The 21,577-nt window shown below is 36.7% G+C and carries 20 protein-coding genes and 1 pseudogene; 9 read left to right on the top strand and 12 right to left on the bottom strand.

The window, feature by feature from the left end; translation table 11 throughout:
• The first annotated feature begins 172 nt into the window (after positions 1–172).
• From IPM56_05455 to IPM56_05435, 5 genes are all read left to right on the top strand, one after another.
• Positions 173–2,398 carry a TonB-dependent receptor gene (locus IPM56_05455; GenBank protein QQS37403.1) on the top strand — a complete coding sequence of 742 codons (2,226 nt, stop codon included), beginning with the start codon at positions 173–175 and terminating at the stop codon, positions 2,396–2,398.
• Entirely contained in the window at positions 2,395–3,357 is a 963-nt protein-coding gene (locus tag IPM56_05450) for a DUF4249 family protein (protein ID QQS37402.1), read from the top strand. The genes IPM56_05455 and IPM56_05450 overlap by 4 nt, the downstream gene beginning before the upstream one ends.
• A gap of 39 nt (positions 3,358–3,396) precedes the next feature.
• Complete coding sequence (locus IPM56_05445) at positions 3,397–4,893, top strand: PEGA domain-containing protein (GenBank protein ID QQS37401.1); 1,497 nt, start codon at positions 3,397–3,399, stop codon at positions 4,891–4,893.
• 34 nt (positions 4,894–4,927) lie between these two features.
• Entirely contained in the window at positions 4,928–6,433 is a 1,506-nt protein-coding gene (locus IPM56_05440; protein ID QQS37400.1) for a PEGA domain-containing protein, read from the top strand.
• Between the two features lie 103 nt (positions 6,434–6,536).
• Complete coding sequence (locus tag IPM56_05435; protein QQS37399.1) at positions 6,537–7,034, top strand: ferritin; 498 nt, start codon at positions 6,537–6,539, stop codon at positions 7,032–7,034.
• A 62-nt stretch (positions 7,035–7,096) separates the two neighbouring features.
• Here IPM56_05435 and nuoF read toward each other — a convergent pair whose 3' ends face one another.
• From nuoF to ndhC, 6 genes are read right to left on the bottom strand one after another with little or no spacing between them, the layout of a single operon-like run.
• On the bottom strand, positions 7,097–8,419 hold the full coding sequence (nuoF, locus tag IPM56_05430) for an NADH-quinone oxidoreductase subunit NuoF (protein ID QQS37398.1): 1,323 nt from the start codon (positions 8,417–8,419) through the stop codon (positions 7,097–7,099).
• A complete protein-coding gene (gene nuoE / locus IPM56_05425) occupies positions 8,419–8,901 on the bottom strand; it encodes an NADH-quinone oxidoreductase subunit NuoE (GenBank protein QQS37397.1) in 483 nt (160 codons plus the stop codon). Before nuoE ends, nuoF begins: the two co-directional genes overlap by 1 nt.
• 9 nt (positions 8,902–8,910) lie before the next feature.
• Positions 8,911–10,164, bottom strand: coding sequence for an NADH dehydrogenase (quinone) subunit D (gene nuoD / locus IPM56_05420; GenBank protein QQS37396.1), 1,254 nt, complete (start codon positions 10,162–10,164; stop codon positions 8,911–8,913).
• A 6-nt stretch (positions 10,165–10,170) separates the two neighbouring features.
• Positions 10,171–10,659, bottom strand: coding sequence for an NADH-quinone oxidoreductase subunit C (locus IPM56_05415; GenBank protein QQS37395.1), 489 nt, complete (start codon positions 10,657–10,659; stop codon positions 10,171–10,173).
• A gap of 2 nt (positions 10,660–10,661) precedes the next feature.
• On the bottom strand, positions 10,662–11,183 hold the full coding sequence (gene nuoB, locus IPM56_05410; GenBank protein QQS37394.1) for an NADH-quinone oxidoreductase subunit NuoB: 522 nt from the start codon (positions 11,181–11,183) through the stop codon (positions 10,662–10,664).
• Positions 11,174–11,542: an NADH-quinone oxidoreductase subunit A gene (gene ndhC / locus IPM56_05405; protein QQS37393.1), complete on the bottom strand. Its 369-nt coding sequence runs from the start codon at positions 11,540–11,542 to the stop codon at positions 11,174–11,176. The genes nuoB and ndhC overlap by 10 nt, the downstream gene beginning before the upstream one ends.
• A gap of 219 nt (positions 11,543–11,761) precedes the next feature.
• On the opposite strand from ndhC, the gene IPM56_05400 reads away from it, so the two are divergent.
• The 4 genes from IPM56_05400 to mdh all read left to right on the top strand — a co-directional run bounded on the left by IPM56_05400 (position 11,762) and on the right by mdh (position 16,179).
• Positions 11,762–12,697, top strand: coding sequence for a hypothetical protein (locus IPM56_05400; protein ID QQS37392.1), 936 nt, complete (start codon positions 11,762–11,764; stop codon positions 12,695–12,697).
• 402 nt (positions 12,698–13,099) lie between these two features.
• Entirely contained in the window at positions 13,100–14,614 is a 1,515-nt protein-coding gene (locus IPM56_05395; GenBank protein QQS37391.1) for a hypothetical protein, read from the top strand.
• Between the two features lie 54 nt (positions 14,615–14,668).
• A complete protein-coding gene (locus tag IPM56_05390; GenBank protein ID QQS37390.1) occupies positions 14,669–15,091 on the top strand; it encodes an ATP-binding protein in 423 nt (140 codons plus the stop codon).
• Positions 15,092–15,213: 122 nt separating this feature from the next.
• Positions 15,214–16,179, top strand: coding sequence for a malate dehydrogenase (gene mdh / locus IPM56_05385; GenBank protein ID QQS37389.1), 966 nt, complete (start codon positions 15,214–15,216; stop codon positions 16,177–16,179).
• A gap of 65 nt (positions 16,180–16,244) precedes the next feature.
• Here mdh and rpmA read toward each other — a convergent pair whose 3' ends face one another.
• From rpmA to IPM56_05355, 6 genes and pseudogenes are all read right to left on the bottom strand, one after another.
• Entirely contained in the window at positions 16,245–16,502 is a 258-nt protein-coding gene (gene rpmA / locus IPM56_05380) for a 50S ribosomal protein L27 (GenBank protein ID QQS37388.1), read from the bottom strand.
• A gap of 14 nt (positions 16,503–16,516) precedes the next feature.
• A pseudogene (gene rplU, locus IPM56_05375) lies at positions 16,517–16,824 on the bottom strand (50S ribosomal protein L21).
• A gap of 125 nt (positions 16,825–16,949) precedes the next feature.
• Complete coding sequence (locus IPM56_05370) at positions 16,950–17,978, bottom strand: two-component sensor histidine kinase (GenBank protein QQS37387.1); 1,029 nt, start codon at positions 17,976–17,978, stop codon at positions 16,950–16,952.
• Positions 17,968–18,657 (bottom strand): response regulator transcription factor, encoded by a 690-nt coding sequence (locus tag IPM56_05365; GenBank protein QQS37386.1) that lies wholly within the window; start codon positions 18,655–18,657, stop codon positions 17,968–17,970. Before IPM56_05365 ends, IPM56_05370 begins: the two co-directional genes overlap by 11 nt.
• Positions 18,654–19,655, bottom strand: a complete 1,002-nt coding sequence (locus tag IPM56_05360) for a Gfo/Idh/MocA family oxidoreductase (GenBank protein ID QQS37385.1) — start codon at positions 19,653–19,655, stop codon at positions 18,654–18,656. The genes IPM56_05365 and IPM56_05360 overlap by 4 nt, the downstream gene beginning before the upstream one ends.
• The gene (locus tag IPM56_05355) at positions 19,655–21,574 is read right to left on the bottom strand and encodes a 1-deoxy-D-xylulose-5-phosphate synthase (protein QQS37384.1); all 1,920 of its coding nucleotides are present in this window, start codon (positions 21,572–21,574) and stop codon (positions 19,655–19,657) included. The genes IPM56_05360 and IPM56_05355 overlap by 1 nt, the downstream gene beginning before the upstream one ends.
• Positions 21,575–21,577: the final 3 nt, after the last annotated feature.

Here is a 21,577-nt window from a genome sequence, read left to right as displayed (position 1 = left end):
TGTTCGTGCCGCAAGGAAAGAATTTTATGCTGGGTATATTAAATCTATCAATATGATTTTGGTTCTTACAGATAGTAGTAACTCAAACCGGTTTTTATCACATCTCACTGAAACTAGCTTTAAAAAATTAAATAATAATTCAAAATTTATTATCTCAATTAAATGATATAGTATGCAAAAGTTTATATACCTGTTGCTCGTTATTTTTTTATATTCAATTTCTCTGTTAGCTCAAAACTACGGAACTTTACGAGGAAATATATCTGACTCACTATCAGGTGAAGCACTACCTTATTCAAATGTATTACTTGAAGGTACAACACTTGGCGCTTCTGCCGATCTGAATGGGAATTTTACAATTCCAGGAATACCTGCAAAAAAATATAAATTAAGAATCTCTTTTGTTGGTTATAATACAAAATTCCTGGATGTTACAGTAAAACCTAATGAAATAATTCAATTAAAAATCGAACTTTCATCCAGCAATGTACAGCTTCAAGCTATAGAATTTATCGGAGAGAAAGTCAGCCAGCCAAATGAGACAAATCTTGGACTTCAAAAAGTTGATATTAGGGATATTGAGTTGCTTCCCAAAGGTGTGGAGACAGATATTTTCCGTTCACTGCAGTTTCTTCCCGGCGTTCAATCGACTGGAGATGTATCTGCAAGATACTACGTTCGAGGAGGTGGCAGCAATCAAAATTTAGTTTTACTGAATGGGGTATCGGTATACAATCCATTTCATGCACTTGGACTATTTAGTATAATTGACCCGGAAATGATCAATGCCATTGAGTTTTATAAAGGCGGGTTTTCTGCTGATTATGGCGGACGCCTCTCTTCGGTTTTAAATCTTATCACTAAAGACGGAAATAAAAACAGGTATTCAGGTAGTGCAAGTCTCAGCTTTCTTACAGCCAAGGGTTTAGTGGAAGGTCCAATTCCCGGAGGCTCGTTTATGGTTACATTTCGAAAAAGCCTATTCAATGACGTTCTTAAAAAATTTATAAATTTTAAGGATGCACCTTTTGAGTTTTATGATTTTTCCGGTAAAGCAAATTATTTTAGTTCAGATGCTGCAAGTTTAACCAAAATATCCCTGCACGGATTTAACAGTCGAGATCAACTATTGAATGAAGACTCGGAGAAAGCTGACTATAAATGGACAAATAGTATTCTTGGAGGGAACTGGTTTCAGGCATGGGAAAATGTTCCCATTTATTCTGAAGCAAGCATTTCGCTTAGTAAATTTTCAGGAGAGATTTTACCAAAACTTAGTAATGCAAAAACAAGGATCAACTCTGTTAATGATGTGACTCTTAAAACCGATTTTGCATACATCTATGACAGCAGAGATGAATTGCACATTGGTTATGAACTAAAATCAATCAAAACAGATTTGAACTTTGAAAATCAGCAAGGAACTAAATCAACAATAAACGATAATGGACTGGGATTCACACTATATGGCAAATATAAATTTTTAAGATACGAGGATTTTGGTGTCGATATAGGATCAAGGATTAATGGGCTGACGCTTAGTAATCAAAAATTGTCTATAGTAGAACCAAGAATAAATTTTTCTTATCAGTTGTTACCCGGTTTTATTCTTAAAGGAGCCTGGGGAATTTATACCCAGCAATTGATAACACTTAGCGATGAAAATGAAATCATTTCAATCTTCGAACCATGGTTGATTGTGCCGGATTATCTTCAAGTACCTGAAGCAATTCATTATGTCGCAGGACTTGAGTTGAGTCGTATTGAAAGACTGTCGATCAAATCAGAATTTTATTACAAACTATTAAGAAGAACTGCTGAAATTAATCATTTAAAAGCTTCAGACCAGGAACCCGATTTTGTTACAGGTTCTGGTCAATCCTATGGTGGAGAATTGCTTGTTCAGTACTCAGCGGGCAGCTTAAACGGCAGTGCCTCTTATTCACTTAGCTGGACTTACAAAGAGCTATTTGGCTGGGTATCTAATCCCAAATATGATGTTCGACACTCAGTAACCACAAATATAAACTATGATTTTGGTGATGGCTGGATTGCGAGTGCAAGCTGGTTTTTCAATTCGGGATTACCATTCACACAGATACTTGGATACTACGACAAACTTTATTTTGAAAACTTATTTTTCTCAAGTGGATTGTACGGTGTTTATAACCCATTTACCGTTTTATCTGATCCTAACCTTGGCAGATTGCCAACATATCATCGGTTGGACCTGAGTTTAAGCAAAAAACTAAAAGTCTACTTTGCGGATATATTACTAAGCTTTGATGTGATGAACGTTTATGACAGAAAAAATATTTTCTATTTTGAACGTGATACTGGTAAAAGAGTTAATATGCTTCCTATACTTCCAACTGCTTCCATAAAGGTGGAATTATGAAAAAATTGATTTTGTACTTTTTACTAATGACATCTGGTTTTCTAATGGTGTCATGTGAAGAAGATTTTAGCCCTAAAACTGCTTACAAAGAAAAATTTATTTTAAGTTGTATTGTTAGAGGGGATACTTCCCTACAAATGGCAACACTCTCTCACAGTTATAGTGTCTCCGGATTTGATCCTTATGAAAATCAGATTGATCCATTTATTGGCGGTGCAGATATTAGAATCTGGCACGATGACAATGTGTATTTTATGAAAGATACATTGCTCGTTAGAAGTGATACATCTCGATATTCAGAACCAATTAAATGTTATTACATCAAAGATTTCCTTCCGGGAAGTAATGAGGAAATGGAAATCCGTGCAGTGTTGCCAACCGGAAAAACTCTGGTTGGTTTTACGAAACTTCCACAATCGGTTACCTTCACCTCCGAAAGTGATGCTATTATACCTCCGCTTGACAAAGATAATTTTGAATTTACCTGGGCTGGAAGAAATAATACCGGTTGGTATCTTACACGATTTTCAGTTTATTATAAAAAAAATGAGAACGGGACTGATGTATTTTACAGAAAGGAAGTACCTGCAGGCTTTATTGAGGAAAACGGAAGAATGATTGCAAAATATCCATCCCCAAGCCGTTCAACAAGAGTCGGATTTCCTATTTCTTCGTTAGACTCTGTGTTTACATGGATTTCACAGGGCGATCCAAACAAAAGTAATTATACAATTACTGGCGGCGTTTTGGAGGTGTTGATATTTGATGATAATCTCTCTAAATATTATTCAAGTATAAATGGATTCCTTGATGAATTTACTATTCGTGTTGACGAATCAGATTATACAAATATAACAGGTGGATTTGGAATTTTTGGTTCATACATTAAACAACAAAGAGGTGCAAGGATAACGACTGAGTATATTGAATCTTTTGGGTACGTACCAGCTAATCCTTAAGTTTAATTTAAGATAAAATCAGAATGTGAGGGTGGTCACATGAAAGATAAAATCGTTATTATGTTAATTATGATGTCAGAAATATTTTTTACGTCCTGCGATAGAACGCTCACAACTTCTCCGGAGGAAGTACTGCCGAAAAACTATAAATTATTAGTTAACTCACTCCCTGCCGGAGCGAAGATTTACCTGGATGGAAAAAACACAGGTCACATTACACCCGATACTGTTGAATGGCTTGAAGCAAGGAATTATAAACTCACTCTAAAACTCCCTCTTTTTAAGGATACCAATGTTGTTATTTCTGTTAACAAGGGACAATTAACACAAGTGTTTCTTGATTATACACGTAACCCAAATATGAGAGGAACTTTGTACTGCGATACAGATCCACGAAGGGCTGAGATATTTTTTGGTGATTCAAGTACAGGAAAATTTACTCCAATTTCTATACAGAATTTATACCCCGGAAATTATAATGTTATCTTTAAGAAAGAAGGATATCTGGATGGAAAGGTCAGCGTTAATGTTGAGAGCAACAAAATCAGGTATGCGAATGCAAAACTAAAGGATACCCTGGTCTGGATAAATATTACCGAAGAATCACATAACTTTCCAACTAACTATCTCAATCACGTAGCAATTGAATCAGGATATATAAAATGGGTTTCAACACCTTCACACGGTGTGATAAGGTTTGATGACAGAGAATATACCGTTTACAACAACTCAAACTCATCTTTACCAACCAACACCGTTTATTTTATTGGTGTGGATGATCAGCATAATAAATGGATGTGCACAGATGCTGGTTTGATTAAGTTTGATAATTCAAATTGGACAGTATATAATACATCAAACTCAGGTATTCCGGGTGATCATGTTATCAGCATATCGTTTGACACGGATGGCTCCAAGTGGATCGGTACAGCAAGCAAAGGCATTGCAAAATTTGATGATGTTAGCTGGACTGTGTTTAATCCTTCCAATTCAGGGTTGACATCCGTAAACATAAAAACTGTTGCTGTGGATCCCGCTGGCGTCAAGTGGATTGGAACAGGTGATGCCGGATTATTCCGATTTGATAATGTTTATTGGCGGGTTTTCAATAAATCTAATACTGCTTTACCAGGCGATCCGCCGCTTGGAGGTATGCAAAATAATAATGTTGAAACGATAACATTCGATTTATCCGGGATATTATGGGTTGGGATGGGTGAAGAAGGAGATCAACTCGGCGGAACAGCCAGCTATAGAGGATTTGGTTATTTTATAGATTTTAATGTAAACCCAAGTTATTCAGTGCATTATATAACCGTGGATGATGAGAACAACAAATGGTTCGGAAATACATACGGAGGAATTTCAAAGTATAACGGATTAGGATTAAACAATCACGATGGTACCTGGACTCACTATACAACACTCAACACAGGAATTGGAAATGACAGGGTACTATCGATAGCTATTGATGCACAGGGGGCAAAATGGATGGCAACATATGGTGGCGGATTAGTCAAATATAAAGGTAATTAAAAGAATTAATAACAGATTCACGAATAACTCTAAAATGAAAAAATTTATTATCATTCAACTATTTGTCCTGGCGTTCTTAAATATTTCATGCGAAAAATCACTTTCAACAAGTCCCGATGATGTTCAGAAACCAAATTTGAAGTTATTTATTGAATCTGAACCAGAAGGTGCAAAGATTTATCTTGATAATAAAAACACAGGTCAATTAACTCCGGATACGATAGAGTGGCTGGACTCACGAAATTATAAACTAACGCTTAAGCTTGATCACTTTAAAGATACTAATGTAGTGGTAACTGTTAATCAATCGGAAGTAACAAAAGTCAGATTGGATTACACAAGAAACCCGAATATGAGAGGCAGCCTGTATTGTGACTCAAACCCTCGCGACGCTGAAGTGTTTATAGGTGATTCAAGCACAGGTAAATTTACTCCCGTGGCTATTCATAACTTGTTTCCAGGGTTATATACAATAAAATTTAAGAAGGAAGGTTATTGGATAGACAGTACAACCAGCTACGTTGAAAGCGCTAAAACCAGATATGCAACATTAAGTTTAAAAGACTCTTTGGTCTGGGTTAACTTTACGAGTCAAAGGATAAATTTGCCAACAGATTATCTTACACACGTTACAATTGAGTCAGGCTGGATAAAGTGGATTTCCACTCTTTCTGAAGGAGTGATACGGTTTGATGATAAGACTGTTATTAATTACAATGAGACAAATTCACCTTTACCCGGAAATAACGTGAACATGATTGGTATTGATGCATCAGGTAAAAAGTGGATTTGCACCTCATCAGGGTTAGCAGTATTGGATGGTCAAAATTGGACTATATTCACTTCAAGTAATTCTCAGCTTCCATCAAACCTGGTTGAATGTGTGGCATTTGATGTTGACGGTGCAGCCTGGATAGGAACTGCAAATGCAGGTGTTGCAAAACTTGAAGGTACCAGTTGGACTTTATACAATACATCGAATTCAGGTTTAGCTTCAAATGGGATTAGATCCATAACTATCGATCCAACCGGTGTTAAGTGGATCGGGACTTCCAATGCAGGCGTTTCAAAATTTGATAATAGTGTATGGAAGACATTCAACAAAGACAACACAAAACCAATTCAGGAGCCACCGCCGGCGCCTCCAAAACCCGGAATACCAAATAATAATATTGAATGTGTTGCTTTAGATGTTTCGGGTATTACATGGGTGGCTGTTGGCGAAGAGGGCGATGTCCCCGGTGGAAGCGCAACATATAAAGGATTTGGAGATTGGACTATCTTTGCGTTGCTTCCAAGTAGTTCAGTAAATACAATAGTTATTGATCCGGGAAATAATAAATGGTTTGCAAATTCCATCGGTGGAATATCAAAGTACACTGGACCTGGTTTGACACCAACCGACGGTTCATGGATACATTATAACACATCCAATTCAGGCATTGGCAACGACAGAGTTTTTTCAATAGCTATTGATGCAAATGATCATAAATGGATTGCGACATATGGTGGAGGACTTGTTAAATATAAAGGGAATTAATATTTAAATATCTTTCGTCATTGTTTTTCTTTGTTTCATTTTTACTAAATTGGGTTCAGAAAGAAAACAAACCACAAATCTCCAATCATTTTAAAGGTATGTCATGATCAAAGACAAAGTTCAAAAAGCTTTGAACAAACAGTTAAATGATGAACTTCAGGCATCATATTTATATTTATCTATGTCTTCACATTTTGAAGCGCAGAGTCTCGAAGGATTTTCCAAATGGCTTAGACTTCAATCACAGGAAGAGTACGGACATGCAATGAAGATATATGATTTTCTTCACCAGGCTGGTGCAAATGTAGAATTGAAACAGATCAATACTCCTAAAGCAAAATGGAAATCATTCCTCGAAGTATTTCAGGATGTTTATGACAGCGAGAAAAAAGTAACAGCATCAATTTATGGAATTGTAGATCTTGCGATGGCGGAGAAAGATCACGCAGTAACAAACTTTTTACAATGGTTTGTTAGTGAACAGGTTGAGGAAGAATCAACTGCGCTTCGTATAATTGAAAGGATGAAACTTCTTGGCGATACTAAGAATGGTATTTATTTACTTGACCGCGAAATGGGAATGAGAGCAAGTACTTCTTAATAGATATAAATATTTTAAAATAAAAATCCCGCAAGTGCGGGATTTTTTTATAAGAAAAAATCTTATTTACTCACATCTGCTAAAGGAATTGCAGTCTGCCTCATCGAATGAACTTTATTTGAAACAGATAGTGTTACCTGCTTCTTCACTCTCGCTTCAAAATAATCTCTGAATCTTGTTACCATAAATTTAACAGGCCATGCTGCAGCTTCACCTAATGCACAGATTGTATTTCCTTCAATATTGTTTGCGACTGAGATAAGCAGATCAAGATCACTTGATGAGCCTTCTCCACGAACCAGTCTGTTAAGAATTTTTTCTAACCAGCCTGTTCCCTCTCTGCAAGGTGTACATTGCCCGCAGCTTTCGTGATGATAAAATTTTGATATCCGCGCTAAAACTTTTACAAGATCAGTATCTTCATCCATTACCATAACGCCTGCAGTACCAATTGCGGAACCCACTGCTTTAAGAGATTCAGCATCCATCTTAACACCTTCAATCTGATCTCCTCTGATTGGAGGCATTGATGAGCCGCCGGGTATAACACATAAAACTTTTTTGTTTCCCGGAACACCGCCTGCATATTTGTAAATCAAATCTGTTAACAAAGTTCCGCTTGGCAATTCATAAACACCGGGTTTGTTTACGTGTCCGCTTATTCCGTAAAGAATTGTTCCGGGATGTTTAGGTTCACCGATTTTAGAAAACCATTCCCAGCCTTTATTTATTATAGCAGGAACATTTGTGATTGTTTCAACATTATTAATTGTTGTTGGGCAACCCCACAATCCGTTCTGTGCAGGAAATGGTGGTTTGATTCTCGGGTACCCTCTTTGTCCTTCAATTGAATTCATCAATGAAGATTCTTCTCCGCAGATGTATGCACCGGCACCTTTGTGAATATATATATCACAGGCAAATTCGTTGCTGAATTTTTCTTTCATCTTTTCACCAATATAACCGGCAGCATATGCATCATCCACTGCTTTTTGCATAAGCTTTATCCATTTGTGATATTCACCACGAATGTAGATGTACGCAACTTTTGCACCGATTGCATAACAGGTGATAAGTATGCCTTCAATTAATTGATGAGGATTGAATTCAAAAATTTGTCTGTCTTTAAAAGAACCGGGTTCACTTTCATCACCATTGATGCAAAGATATTTCGGTTTGTTTGTAGTCTTAGGCATGAACGACCATTTAAGTCCCGCAGAGAAAGCAGCTCCACCTCTTCCGCGTAAACCTGATTTTTTTACCTGGTCAATTATTTCATCAGGGGTTTGTGAGAATGCTTTTTTTGCAGCCTCATATCCCTGGTTCTGAATATATACATCAAGCTGATGAAGATTTTCTATTTCGGGTAGAACTATTCTTTCCATTAATTTCTATTCTTAAAAGATTCTAAAATTTCTTCTGCTTTTTCTAAAGTAAGATTTTCATAAAAATCTTCATTGACTGCGATCATCGGTGCGGTGCCGCAGGAACCCATACATTCAACTTCTTCCAAAGAAAATTTCTGATCCGCAGTAACATCACCATTATTGATTCCAAATTTTTCGCGGACTTTATCATAAATAGGATAAGCGCCTCTAAGCATACACGATACATTTGTACAAACCTGTATATGATATTTGCCCATCGGCTTTTGGTGATACATTGTATAAAATGTTACTACACCAAGTACTTCTTCTTCAGTGATCTCAAGAATCGAAGCTACTTCTTTCATCACTTCAAGTGATATCCATCCGTTTTGTTCCTGCGCAATGTATAACACAGGCATAACAGCAGCTTTTTTTGTCGGATACTTTACAAGTACTGAATTTATTTTCTGAATATTTTCTTCTGTGAATTTGAATTCCATTTTCAACCTTTATTTATCGGCTTCTCCCATTACAGGATCAATACTTCCGATTATTGCAACAACATCCGAAACCATGTGACCTTTAACCAATTGAGGTAAAGACTGTAGATTTATCATCGAAGGTGAACGGATTTTACATTTCCACGGATGACCTTCACCTTTGCTTACAAGATAAAATCCCAGTTCGCCTTTTGGATTTTCAATTGCGTGATAAACTTCTCCAACCGGTGGATTTATTCCGAAGTTAACGATCATAAAATCATGAATCAGTTCTTCCATCCTTGAATAGATTTCTGTTTTCTTCGGTAAAACTTTTTTAGGCTGGTTAAGCATGGTTTCGCCTTTGGGCATCTTGTCAAGAATCTGTCTTACAATCTTAACACTTTCACGGGTTTCATCAGCACGAACAAAATATCTTGCAAGCGAATCACCATCAGAAAATGTTACAATATTAAAATCCATATCATTGTAAAACATATATGGTTTTGTTCTGCGCAAATCAAAATCAACTCCGCTGCCTCTTAAACTTGGACCTGTAAGACCAACATCAATTGCGTCAGCAGCAGAAATAATTCCTACGCCTTCAAGACGTTCGATAAAAATTCTGTTTGTGTTAAGAAGTTTTTCACACTCGCGCAGATTCTCTTCATACTCTTCAATAAAAACTTTTACTTTTTGAAGAACTTCCGGCTGAGCATCATTAGCAACACCGCCAATACGCGTATAACTGTTCGTGAATCTTGCACCGCAAAGAATATCCCATATATCAAGAATTTTTTCACGTTCGCGTAATGTCCAGAGGAAAACTGTAAGTGCTCCGACATCAAGTGCCAAAGCTCCGATTGCAACAAGATGAGAAGCGATCCTTGACATCTCACAAACCATCATCCTGATATACTGTGCACGCGGAGGAGCTTCAATGCCTGCAAGTTTTTCAACTGCTAAAACCCATGCAACATTGTTTGATAAAGGTGCGAGATAATCAAGCCGATCAGTGTGAGGAATGAATTCATAATAACTCATGTTCTCAGCCATCTTTTCGTAACCGCGGTGAAGATAACCGAGTTCAGGGACGCAAGCCATAACTGTTTCACCATCAAGACGCAGAACCAATCTCAAAACTCCGTGGGTGGCTGGATGCTGCGGACCCATATTCAGGATCATTTCATTATCTAATGCATCATCAAGTTTAACGCCTGTGTCAATCTTTAACAGCGCTTCAATTATTTTCGGATGAACATCGTCTTTTAAAAATTTATCCATAATCTCTTATTTCTTAGGTAATGAAAGTGAACCGGGAATTCCCAGCAACGGAAAATCTTTTCTTAACGGGTGATACTCAAAATCTTCCGGCATATACATTCTTCTCAGGTCACTATGATTGTTGAATTTTATTCCGTACATATCGTAGGCTTCGCGTTCCTGCCAATCCGCAGTTTTCCAGACAGATGAGACAGTATCTATATTACAATCGGATTCATCAACATCACATTTTAATCTTAGTCTGAATTTATTCTTTAAAGAAAAGATATGATAAACAACTGTGAACCTGTTTTTGCGGGTCGCATTGTCTATCGCGGTTATATCTTCACTTAAAAGAAATTCAAGTTCAGGATTTGTTTTAAGGAAACTGCAAACTTCAACAATATTTTTTTTATTGAAGCTTACAGTTAATTCATCAAGATAAGTTGTGAAGGTAAACCCAACATCTTTAAAGTTTTCCTTCAGCTTAGATTCAATTAATTCGTTTATTGTCATGATTAGTTATTCTGAAGTACGGTTAATTCAGGCATTGGTTTATTAGTAAACTCTCGGACTTTTGTTCTTCCAACCTTTTCCTGAATCTGAATCAATGCATTAAGAAGATTATCCGGGCGAGGTGGACATCCTGCAAGATAAATATCAACAGGTAAAAACTGGTCTATCCCCTGCACAACATTATATGATCTGTACATTCCGCCTGACGAAGTGCAGGCACCCATCGCAATCACCCACTTAGGATCGGGCATCTGGTCATAGATTTTCCTAACGACGTGCGACATTTTATAAGTTACTGTTCCGGCAACAATCATAAGATCACATTGACGGGGAGTGAATCTCATTACTTCAGAACCGAATCTTGCAATATCATATTTAGGGTCGCCCGAAGCCATCATTTCAATTGCGCAGCATGAAATTCCCATCGGCATTGGCCACACGGAATTTTTCATTGACCATGCAACAATAGCGTCTACAGTAGTTGTGATAAATCCATCCTGATTTAACTTAGCTTCTAATCCCATTTAAAGCCGCCTTTCTTATACACATACAAATAACCTAATTCCAACACAATCAAAAATATTAACATCGAGAAGAAGACCGGAGTTCCTATTTGACCGAACAATTTTTTAAACTGGATTGCCCACGGATAAACAAAGATAACTTCAAGATCAAAAATTATAAAGAACATACCTACGAGATAATATTTTATTGAAACCCGTTCGTGTGTAGTTCCAACCGGCTGCATACCGCTTTCATAGGTCGAAAATTTTTCACTGGTAGGTCGTTGTGGTCCAAATAATTTTGAAGCGCCAACAGTTGCTATTGCAAAAACTGCGGCAACACCAATCACTATTAAAATGGGTAAATATTGTTCAATCATTAAGGATTTCTTTGAAATTTTGATGCCCAAGTTATCCAAAAAATGAGATATTGTCAATTTAAAGAACAAGCAACTTATTCATATTCCTCAATCATTTGAGGATAATTACAGTCTTTTATATAAAGATGTTTCTCAATATTTTAATTCAAGGTTATTAATAATTCTATCATAAGAAAAATGCGGATTCTCATTCTCAAATTATTTCTAATGACATTACTGATGTTCAGTCTCAGTTGTGAAAGACCAACAGACCTAAGCAACAATGATGATGGAATTCCTCCTGCTGTTCCTTCCGGACTTCGTGTTTATTATGCCAGTGATGGCGAAATCGGAATTGAATGGCTGCACAATTCTGAACCCGATATGAGAGGTTATAATGTTTTCAGAAGAACCGATTCAACATCTTTTCAACTAATAAGATTTACTGCATCAGACTTTTTGGAAGATGATTCTTTATACTACGATACAACTTATCACTATAAAATAAGTGCTGTCGATTTTTCAGGAAAAGAAAGTGAAACAACTTATGAAGTCAATGCAACACCGATAAACCGGTATAATCCTACCAGACCAAGATACCCGGAAATTAATGCAAGAAACTGGGAAGGGAAAAAATCCATTTTTACCAGGTGGGAGAAATGGTTTGATACAGATATTTCCGGTTATTACATCTACAGAAGTGAAGATCCCGCATTCACTCCTGATTCAACCACTTTCGTGAACTTCTCCCCTGTTACAAGTTTTAATGATACAAGTTCAGATCTGCAGTTGAACAAACGCTACTATTACAGAATTAAAACTGTCGATAAAGGCGGGCTGCTGAGTGAATCAAGCGATTTAGTCTCCGATGAGATTTATGATTTTCCGGTTTTATTATACCCACCGGATGGTTCGTCAGTAAATTATTTTGAGCAATTTAAGATTCTGTCACTCTCACATCCTGCTACGTATAAAATAATATTGCAGGAAAATCAGTTCTTCGGAGAAGTTTGGAGTAAACAATTTACTTCCCAGACTGTTGATGATACAATAAATATTGAATTTGATTTCCCTTATCCCAGAACTGATTTAAGATATTACTGGCGGATAATTACATATAGCTCAAATGAGCCTAACAGTATTTCACAATTAATGAATTTTGCAATAATACAATAAAAGATACTTTATCTGCATCTGAAAAAATTATTTTACATACTGCCGCTGATCTTTGCATCAGTTTCAATCGCTCAGACAAATGAGGATAGTCTAAGTCTTATTTCAATAGAGAACCAGAAAAACAGAACGGAAACCTTCTTCGAAAAACAATTAAACATTTACTCATTAAAAACATGGTTAAAAGTAAATGAATCATTTGGGCATTTCGATTTTTTTGTTCACGAAAATTTTCAATCAACCTTTATTGAAACCGCAGAAAAAAATATAAGGGATGAGCAATTCCTGCAGTTAAGCAGCGGCTATAATTTTTCAAATCAATTCAAACTTGGGATTCTTGCTGAAAACAGGATCCATTCAGACAGCAGGAGAATTGAAATTAACCAGGCTTCATCATCAATATTAATGTTGTACTCACAATATCAGCCTCTTGAAAAAATCACGATTGCCCCATTTGCAGGTTATACTAGCAATCGACAGATCGGCGAAATTGATAATGGAATTATATATGGCACAGAGGCTTTCCTGGATAATTACAACACCGGGGATTTTATAGTTTATTCAGACCTGAAGCTGCGGAATGAAGATATATTACCGAGAAAGAATCTGTTCAGTTATTTGAATGCTGGGGTCTTCAATATTTTTAATGATGATGTGAGCAATAACCTTTCATTCAGATACGCACAGAACAGGAAAGATTTTTATTACGAAGCTGATTCACTTACATCGCAGCAATTCAATGTTACAAATAACATTCAAACAAGGGATGAAACAAATTATCTTGTCCAGAATGCTTTAAATCTTAAAAATGTGCTCAACACTTTTACGGTTGATCTGCTTGGGAAAATTGGCTGGAGAACTATTGACCGTGATACAAGATACAGAAGCAGCAATACTGAAACCCCGACACAATTCGATACCGAGATAACTGAATTCAAAGCTGAATTTGAAGCAGTCTCATATTTTTTCTGGGAGAGTTTTGATGGGCTTTTAAGGTTTGTTTATAATGAACGAGATGAAAAACACAGGACAAAAAATTATCCGGGAAGCAATCCAACATTTTTTGAAAACAGTTCCCGCTCTGAAGCGAGTAAGAACAATACTTCTTCACGTACTTCACTCTCCTTTGCCGGTAATTTAAGGTTTTCATCTACTGATAGATTATCAATTAGCCTGTTCCAGAATAAACTTGTTTACGATACTCCCAGTGAAATTAATTTTGATGACAGGGATGAACTCTTAAGCATAGTAAGGCTTAGATATTCAAAACAACTTACATCGTTCTTTGAATTGTTCGCAAGCACAGAAGGCACAATCAGTAATACCGTTTACCTTTTTGCAAGCAAGAGTTCAAACAATAATGTAAACAGAGTTATCAGGCTGTCATCCGGGGGAAATTACATTGGTAAGAATGTCTCATCGTCAAATACATTTGATGTTTCTGCTAATTATACCGTTTATGATTTTGAAGATTTGAATCCAAACTACAAGAGTTTTTCATTCAGACAATTCAGTGCAGTTGACTCCACACAGATAAATCTTGGTAATGGATTTGGTTTTTCATTTTACGGATACCTGAAACTTTCAGAGCAGGGTGACTTTAAATGGAATTCCTTTTCCGCAACTCCTACAAGATTTATTCAGGAATTATTTACAGAGCCAAAGATTTCAATGATCTACTTCAAATTAAAATTTTCTATCGGTGCAAGATATTTTGGTTTGAATACTTATTCTTACAAGTTAAAAGAAAAGATTATTGACAGCCGCTATTCAAGTTTAGGTCCTGTCGGTGAAATATCAGTTTTATTCGTAAAGGATCTTGACCTGCGGTTATATGGCTGGTATGAATTCATTACTCAAACCAACCAGATTAAAAAGGAACAGGTAAACATGAGTATGACTTTGTATTGGAATTTTTGAAATTGGAAAACATTTTATTTTTATTAATTTGACAATCAAAATTCAGAGATACTTTTGGCTGAAAACCTTTATACACTTGACATCGAAAGCAACCCTAATAATCTTATAACCGTAGAAGAGTTTGTTAACTATTTCTGCCTGGATCTGAAAGTTGATGAGGAGAAGATTCCGGGAATATTATTGGCTGTAACGGAAGCGACTACAAATGCAATTATTCATGGCAATAAATGTGATGCCAGTAAAAGTGTAAAAATATCTGCAAGGGTTGAGAATAAAGATCTATTAATAAGCATTAAAGATGAAGGTCATGGTTTCGATCCTGGTAAAGTACCCGATCCAACCAAACCTGAAAATTTATTGAAAGACTCTGGTCGCGGGCTATATCTCATGAGAGTTTATATGGATGACCTTAAATATAATGTCACTCCAGACGGCACCGAAACAATTTTAACACTAAAATTAAACTCGGGCTTCTGAAAATTATTCACTTAAAAACTTCAAATTCAAATTACGATTTAGAGACATATTGTTTCTTGAATCGCCTTAGCTTATTTTAAAATAAATTCAAGAAATTATATTAAGAATACAGGAGGATGGTTATGGCAAGAAAAAAAATATCACTGATCGGGGGAGGGCAAATCGGCGGAGTACTCACTCAATTAATTGCATTGAGACAATTAGGTGATGTTGTGCTATTTGATATTGTAGAAGACATGCCGCAAGGAAAAACTTTAGATATTGCTGAAGCGGCGCGAGTTGATGGTTTTGACGTTAATGTAACAGGCACAAATTCTTACAAAGATATAAAAGATTCAGACATCGTAATTATTACTGCCGGATTGCCGAGAAAACCCGGTATGAGCAGAGATGATCTGCTCGTGACAAATGCAAAAATAATGAAATCAGTCGCTGAGGGTGTAAGAGATAACGCGCCTAATTCTATTGTTATAATAATTTCAAACCCGCTTGATGCAATGGTTACTCTTTTCAGAAAAGTTAGCGGCTTCAAAGCAAATAAAGTTATTGGTCAGGCAGGAGTTTTAGATTCTTCACGGTTTGCGACATTTATTGCATGGGAACTTGGCGTTTCTGTTAAGGATGTTAATGCAATGGTACTTGGCGGGCACGGCGATACAATGGTACCGTTAACAAGGTATGCAAATGTAAATGGTATCCCGGTTATGGAATTACTTGAAAGAAAATATAAGGACAAAGCAAAAGCTAAAGAAGTAATGACTGCAATGGTCGAACGAACTAAGATGGCGGGCGGCGAGGTTGTAAAATTATTAAAAACCGGTTCAGCGTTTTATTCACCGGCATCTTCTGCAATTGCTATGGCTGAATCAATAGTTTATGATGAGAAGCGAGTCCTGCCGGTTTGTGCATTGCTGGACGGTGAATTCGGAGTGAAAGGATATTATGTAGGAGTTCCAGCAGTTCTGGGTTCCGATGGTGTTGAAAAAATTATTGAACTATCACTTAATGAAGAAGAACAGAGTTTGATGAATAACTCAGTGTCCGCGGTCAAATCTCTTGTAGCGGATATGGAACGACTTGGATTCTGATCACATTCATTTTTAAAATAAAAAAACCCTCCTTACGAGGGTTTTTTTATTCAATATTCTCAGTTCTATTCAACAGCAGAAATGTGCACAAACTGTCTGTTACCACGACGAATTTCGAATTTTACAACTCCATCTTTTAGCGCAAACAAGGTGTCGTCTCCACCAATACCGACATTAACACCCGGATGGAATTTGGTGCCGCGCTGTCTTACAAGTATATTACCTGCAGCAACTTTCTCTCCACCAAATCTCTTAACACCAAGTCTTTGTGCGTTACTATCTCTTCCGTTTCTAGATGATCCCTGACCTTTTTTATGTGCCATAATTTTCTCCTGTTTTAACCGATCTTAGTAACTTCAATTTTTGTAAGCTGCTGTCTATGACCGTTTTTCTTTTTGTAACTGATTCTTCTTTTTTTTTAAACACAATTACTTTATCATCTTTAACATGTTCAAGAACTTTTGCTATGACTTTAGCACCATTAACAAATGGCGAACCCATCTTGGTTCCTTTTTCGTCATCAAGCATTATAACGCTCTGAAATGAAACCTCAGATTCAGGAGATTCCTGTAATCTTGGAACATAGTAAGTTGTATTTTCTGTAACCTTAAACTGTTGTCCTTTTATATCAACGACAGCAAACATCTCTACCTCAAAATTTCTAAAAAGTGAACTGTTAATTTAAATATGAACTATATATATGTCAAATTCCCGGGGAAAAAATTTACTGGTTTAATGACAAATATTTCTAGGCGGGAAATGGTATAAATCTACTTTTTTAGGCGAAATGAGAATTCTGACCCTTTACCAACTTCGCTTTTTACTTCGATTTTAGCACCATGGGCATCGAGGATGTGTTTTACAATGGCTAATCCCAATCCAGTACCCCCCGCAGCTTTGGATCTTGCTTTATCCACCCGGTAGAATCTTTCAAAAATTCTTGCCACATCTTCTACGGGAATTCCAATTCCTGTATCACGGACGATAATCTTCGCAAATTTATTTTCTTCTTCAACTAATACTTCGACCTGCCCCTGCTCTGTATATTTTATTGCGTTCTGTATAAGGTTGATGAAAACTTGTCTTAGTCTGTTTTTATCACCAAATAATTGAAGATTTTCCTTCACAGGACTATAAAGAAGTTTAATATTTTTTTCGTTAGCCATCGACTCAAGTTCCTGAATTAACGGTATCATATAATCATTAAAAGTAAAATACCTGTAGCTCATTCTCATTTCACCGGATTCAATCATTGAAATGTCTATAAGATCATTTAATAAGTTACTCAGGTTCAAAGTATGATGATTCGCTTTATCAAGAAAATACCGGTTAACATTTTTATCATCTATCGCGCCGTTAATTAGCGTTTCAATGTAGCCCTGAATCGCAAATATAGGTGTGCGCAATTCGTGAGATACATTAGCCAAAAATTCAGTCCGCATCCTTTCAAGTTTTTGTAAGTACTCAATGTCGCTCTTTGCTTTTTCAAACATCTGCCTTATCTCGTCCTGTAAACCCGAAAGATTTTCACTGAGGGTTATTTGTTCAGGCGAAGTAAAATGATTTTTCCGAATGTTTGAAATCGTAGACTTAATTTCATCTATTTCAGTACGGTGACGTTTTCCAATGCCATTTAAAAGAATCAATGTGATGAAGCACTGAAGTGAAATTAGTAGAATAATATTTGAGAGTTCCTGAATGGTAAAAATTATTACGACAGAGAAGATGATTGTGAAAAGAAAAAACTCTTTATAAAAAACCGATGCAGAACGCAAATTTAATTTGAATTCACTCCACACTTTTAAACCGGTACCCCACTCCCTTTATCGTCTCAATAAGATCGGCATATTTTTCAAGCTTTTCCCTGATCTTACGGATATGAACATCAACTGTACGATCAACAACGTATACATCAGCTCCCCAAACATCTTTAAGCATTGCTTCCCGGCTGAATACACGCCCAGGATTATTGGCAAGATAATACAGCACTTCAAATTCTTTGCGGGGAAATATTTTTTCTTTGCCATCTATGTGGATTGAATATTTTTCCCTGTTAATATCCAACGGACCAATTTTTATCCGTACAGGTTCATTTTTTTCTTCGACAGGATGTTCTGTATTTCTCAGATTTGATTTTACTCTGGCTACTAATTTTTTGGGAGAAATTGGTTTTTGTATGTAATCGTTAGCTCCTAATTCAAGTCCAAGAATTTCATCCATCTCTCCTGATTTTGCAGTAAGAAATATTATTGGAGTATGTTCAAACCCTTTCAGACCTCTGATTTTTTTACAAACTTCATAACCATTTAGCTTGGGCATCATAATGTCAAGAATTATAAGATCAGGATTTTCATTTACTTTTAACAATGCTTCTTCACCGTTATAGCCAACAACTACATCAAAACCCTCCTGCTTCAAATTATATTGCAAGAATTCGACAATATCTTTTTCGTCGTCGACCAGTAAAATTTTTTTCATAATTTGATTTCCATTTTTTGAGCAGAGGATCCGTACATAGCATCAATAACTTTCATTCTTGATAACGCTTCATCACCGGAAGAAAAAACGGGATTTAAACCTCTCACTGCACCGATAAAACTTTTGAGTTCATTCTGGTAGGATTTTTTGAATAGCGTCATACTGTTTTCCACTTGTGATGGAGTAAGATCAACAAAATTTTCGTCAATTTTTTTACAGACCCTGAACGGATTAAGCGATGCATTTCCTTTTGTTCCAAAAACTGTCAGATAAAAAACATCCTTTTCAAGCGGCAGTGACCAGCTTGTTTCCAGGTTTATAAGCGCGTTGTTTTTACATCTTAACAAACTGACTGATGTGTCTTCGACATTTTTTGTGTTCTGGTAGAAACTTTGTGTAGATACAGTTTCAACCGGAGGGTAATCAAGAAGCCAGAGTGAAAGATCAAGCAATAGTATTGATAAATCGATGATAACTCCGCCTCCGGACTCTTCTCTTTTGGTAAACCATTTTTCACTGCTGCTTTGCCGCCTTATCCATCCGCATTTAATATAAAACGGTTCTCCTATTTCACCTGAATTTATTAAGCTTCTTAAAATCATAGCGTCGGGTCTGAATCTTAAATTCATTCCCACCATAATTTTTCGTTTATTTTTTTTTGCGGCTTCGATTATCGGTTTGGCATCATCAAAAGATCTGGCTAATGGTTTTTCAACCAGAATATCTTTTTTTGCTTTTAAGCAATCCAGTGCAATATCTTTATGTGTATGAGTAGGAGTGGCAATAATAACTGCATCGCATTCAGATTTTTCAAGAAGATCTTTATAATCAGTATATCGCGCACTGATATTAAACTTATCAGCAATTGTATCAAGTCTGCTTCTTTTAACTTCAGCAACAGATGACACAGCCACATTATTCATTTTGTTCAGGTTGGGGAGATGAACAAGCTGCGCGATTCCCCCAAGTCCTATTATGCCCACTTTAGTTTTATCCATTATACTGCCATTCCGTGTTTTACATTTTTCTTTTGACAGTGACTTTTAACTTTTGTCACAATCCCATCCGGATCAATTCCAAGAAGTTTATGCAGTTCCTCCTGTGTTCCATGATCAACAAATGAATCAGGAAGACCTACTCTCAGAATATCATTTTTATAATTTAATTCGTTGAAGTATTCAATTACTCCAGACCCAAATCCTCCTGTAAGTGAATTTTCTTCTAAAGTAATGATCTTATTAAAACGCTTTGCTATATCATCAAGTAGTTGAGTATCCAGAGGCTTTGCAAACCTCATATTAACCACTTCACAATGAACGCCTTCGCTCTCAAGTTTCTCCGCGGCTACAGAGGCATATTGAACCATTGAACCAATTGCTACTAATGCAACATCAGCACCTTTCCTGATTATTTCACCCTTGCCTATTTCGAGCTGAGTGAAGACCGGTTTTATTTCTACTCCGATCGCTGAGCCTCTTGGGTATCTAAGAGCAATTGGACCTTTCTCATATTTAACTGCAGTAAACACCATATCACGTAATTCAGCTTCGTCTTTCGGAGCCATAATTACCATACCTGGTATCATTCTTAAGTATGTAATATCAAAAGCGCCGTGATGAGTGGGACCATCAGCTCCAACCAAACCGGCTCTATCAAGAATAAAAACTACATGAAGTTTTTGAAGGCTTACATCATGTACAATCTGATCAAACGCCCTTTGTAGGAACGTTGAGTAAATAGCAACAACCGGGATTACATTCTGTGTTGCAAGTCCAGCTGCGAATGTAACTGCATGTTCCTCTGCAATTCCGACATCAATATAATTTTGAGGGAATTTATTTTGAAGAATATCCAATCCTGTACCGTCGGGCATAGCACCGGTAATACCAACAACATTTGGATTATCCTTAACTATCTCTGCAAGAGCATTTCCAAAAATAGAAGTATAAGATGGAGCTCCTCCACCTTTTTTATGAGCCTTACCCGTAAGTTTATCAAATGGTGTTGAAGCATGAAGCCGCTGAACGTGGCCTTCTGCCGGTTTGTATCCTTTTCCCTTTTGTGTCAGTGCGTGAACAAGTATAGGACCTTTCAGATCTTTGACTTGCTCAAATATCTTTACAAGCTGGTGAATATTATGTCCATTCAACGGACCAAAGTATCTGAAACCGAGCGCCTCGAAAAGCATACCCGGAGTGATAACTGCTTTTATCCCATTCTCAAGTCTCACTGCTATTTTTCTTAACCTGTCTCCAAACTGATCAAGTTTTCCGGTAAGATCCCATATCTGACCTTTGAACTTGTTATAGTCCGGATGTGCAATCATCTCCGTAAAGTAGTTTGATATCTGCCAAACATTTGGTGCTATCGACATATTGTTATCATTTAGTACAACAATAATGTCAGACTTAATTATACCTGAATTGTTCATGGCTTCGTAAGCCATTCCACCGGTCATAGCACCGTCACCTATTATGGCAACAACTTTTTTATTCTCTTTATGAATGTCGCGTGCAACTGCCATTCCCAAAGCAGCAGAAATAGATGTGGAAGCGTGACCAGCACCAAATGTGTCATACTCACTTTCACTTCTTTTCAGGAATCCGCTTATACCATTCAACTGTCTTATAGTTTTTAGTAAGTCTTTTCTGCCGGTAAGAATTTTATGAGGATATGCCTGGTGACCTGTGTCCCATACAATGAGGTCTTCGGGAGTGTTAAATACTTTGTGCAGTGCGACGGTTAGTTCAACTGTACCAAGCCCTCCACCAAAATGTCCGCCAACTTCGGAAATTGTATCAACCATAAAATTGCGTATATCAGAACACAATATTTTTAACTGCGGTACATCAAGGTTTCTAATATCGGCAGGTACATTTACTTTGGAAAGTATTTCATACTTCTTAGGGTCTAACATCCT

The organism is Ignavibacteriales bacterium (assembly GCA_016700155.1).
In the GTDB taxonomy this organism is placed as follows: Bacteria; Bacteroidota; Ignavibacteria; order Ignavibacteriales; family Ignavibacteriaceae.
This window is presented reverse-complemented; position numbering and strand designations above follow the sequence as displayed.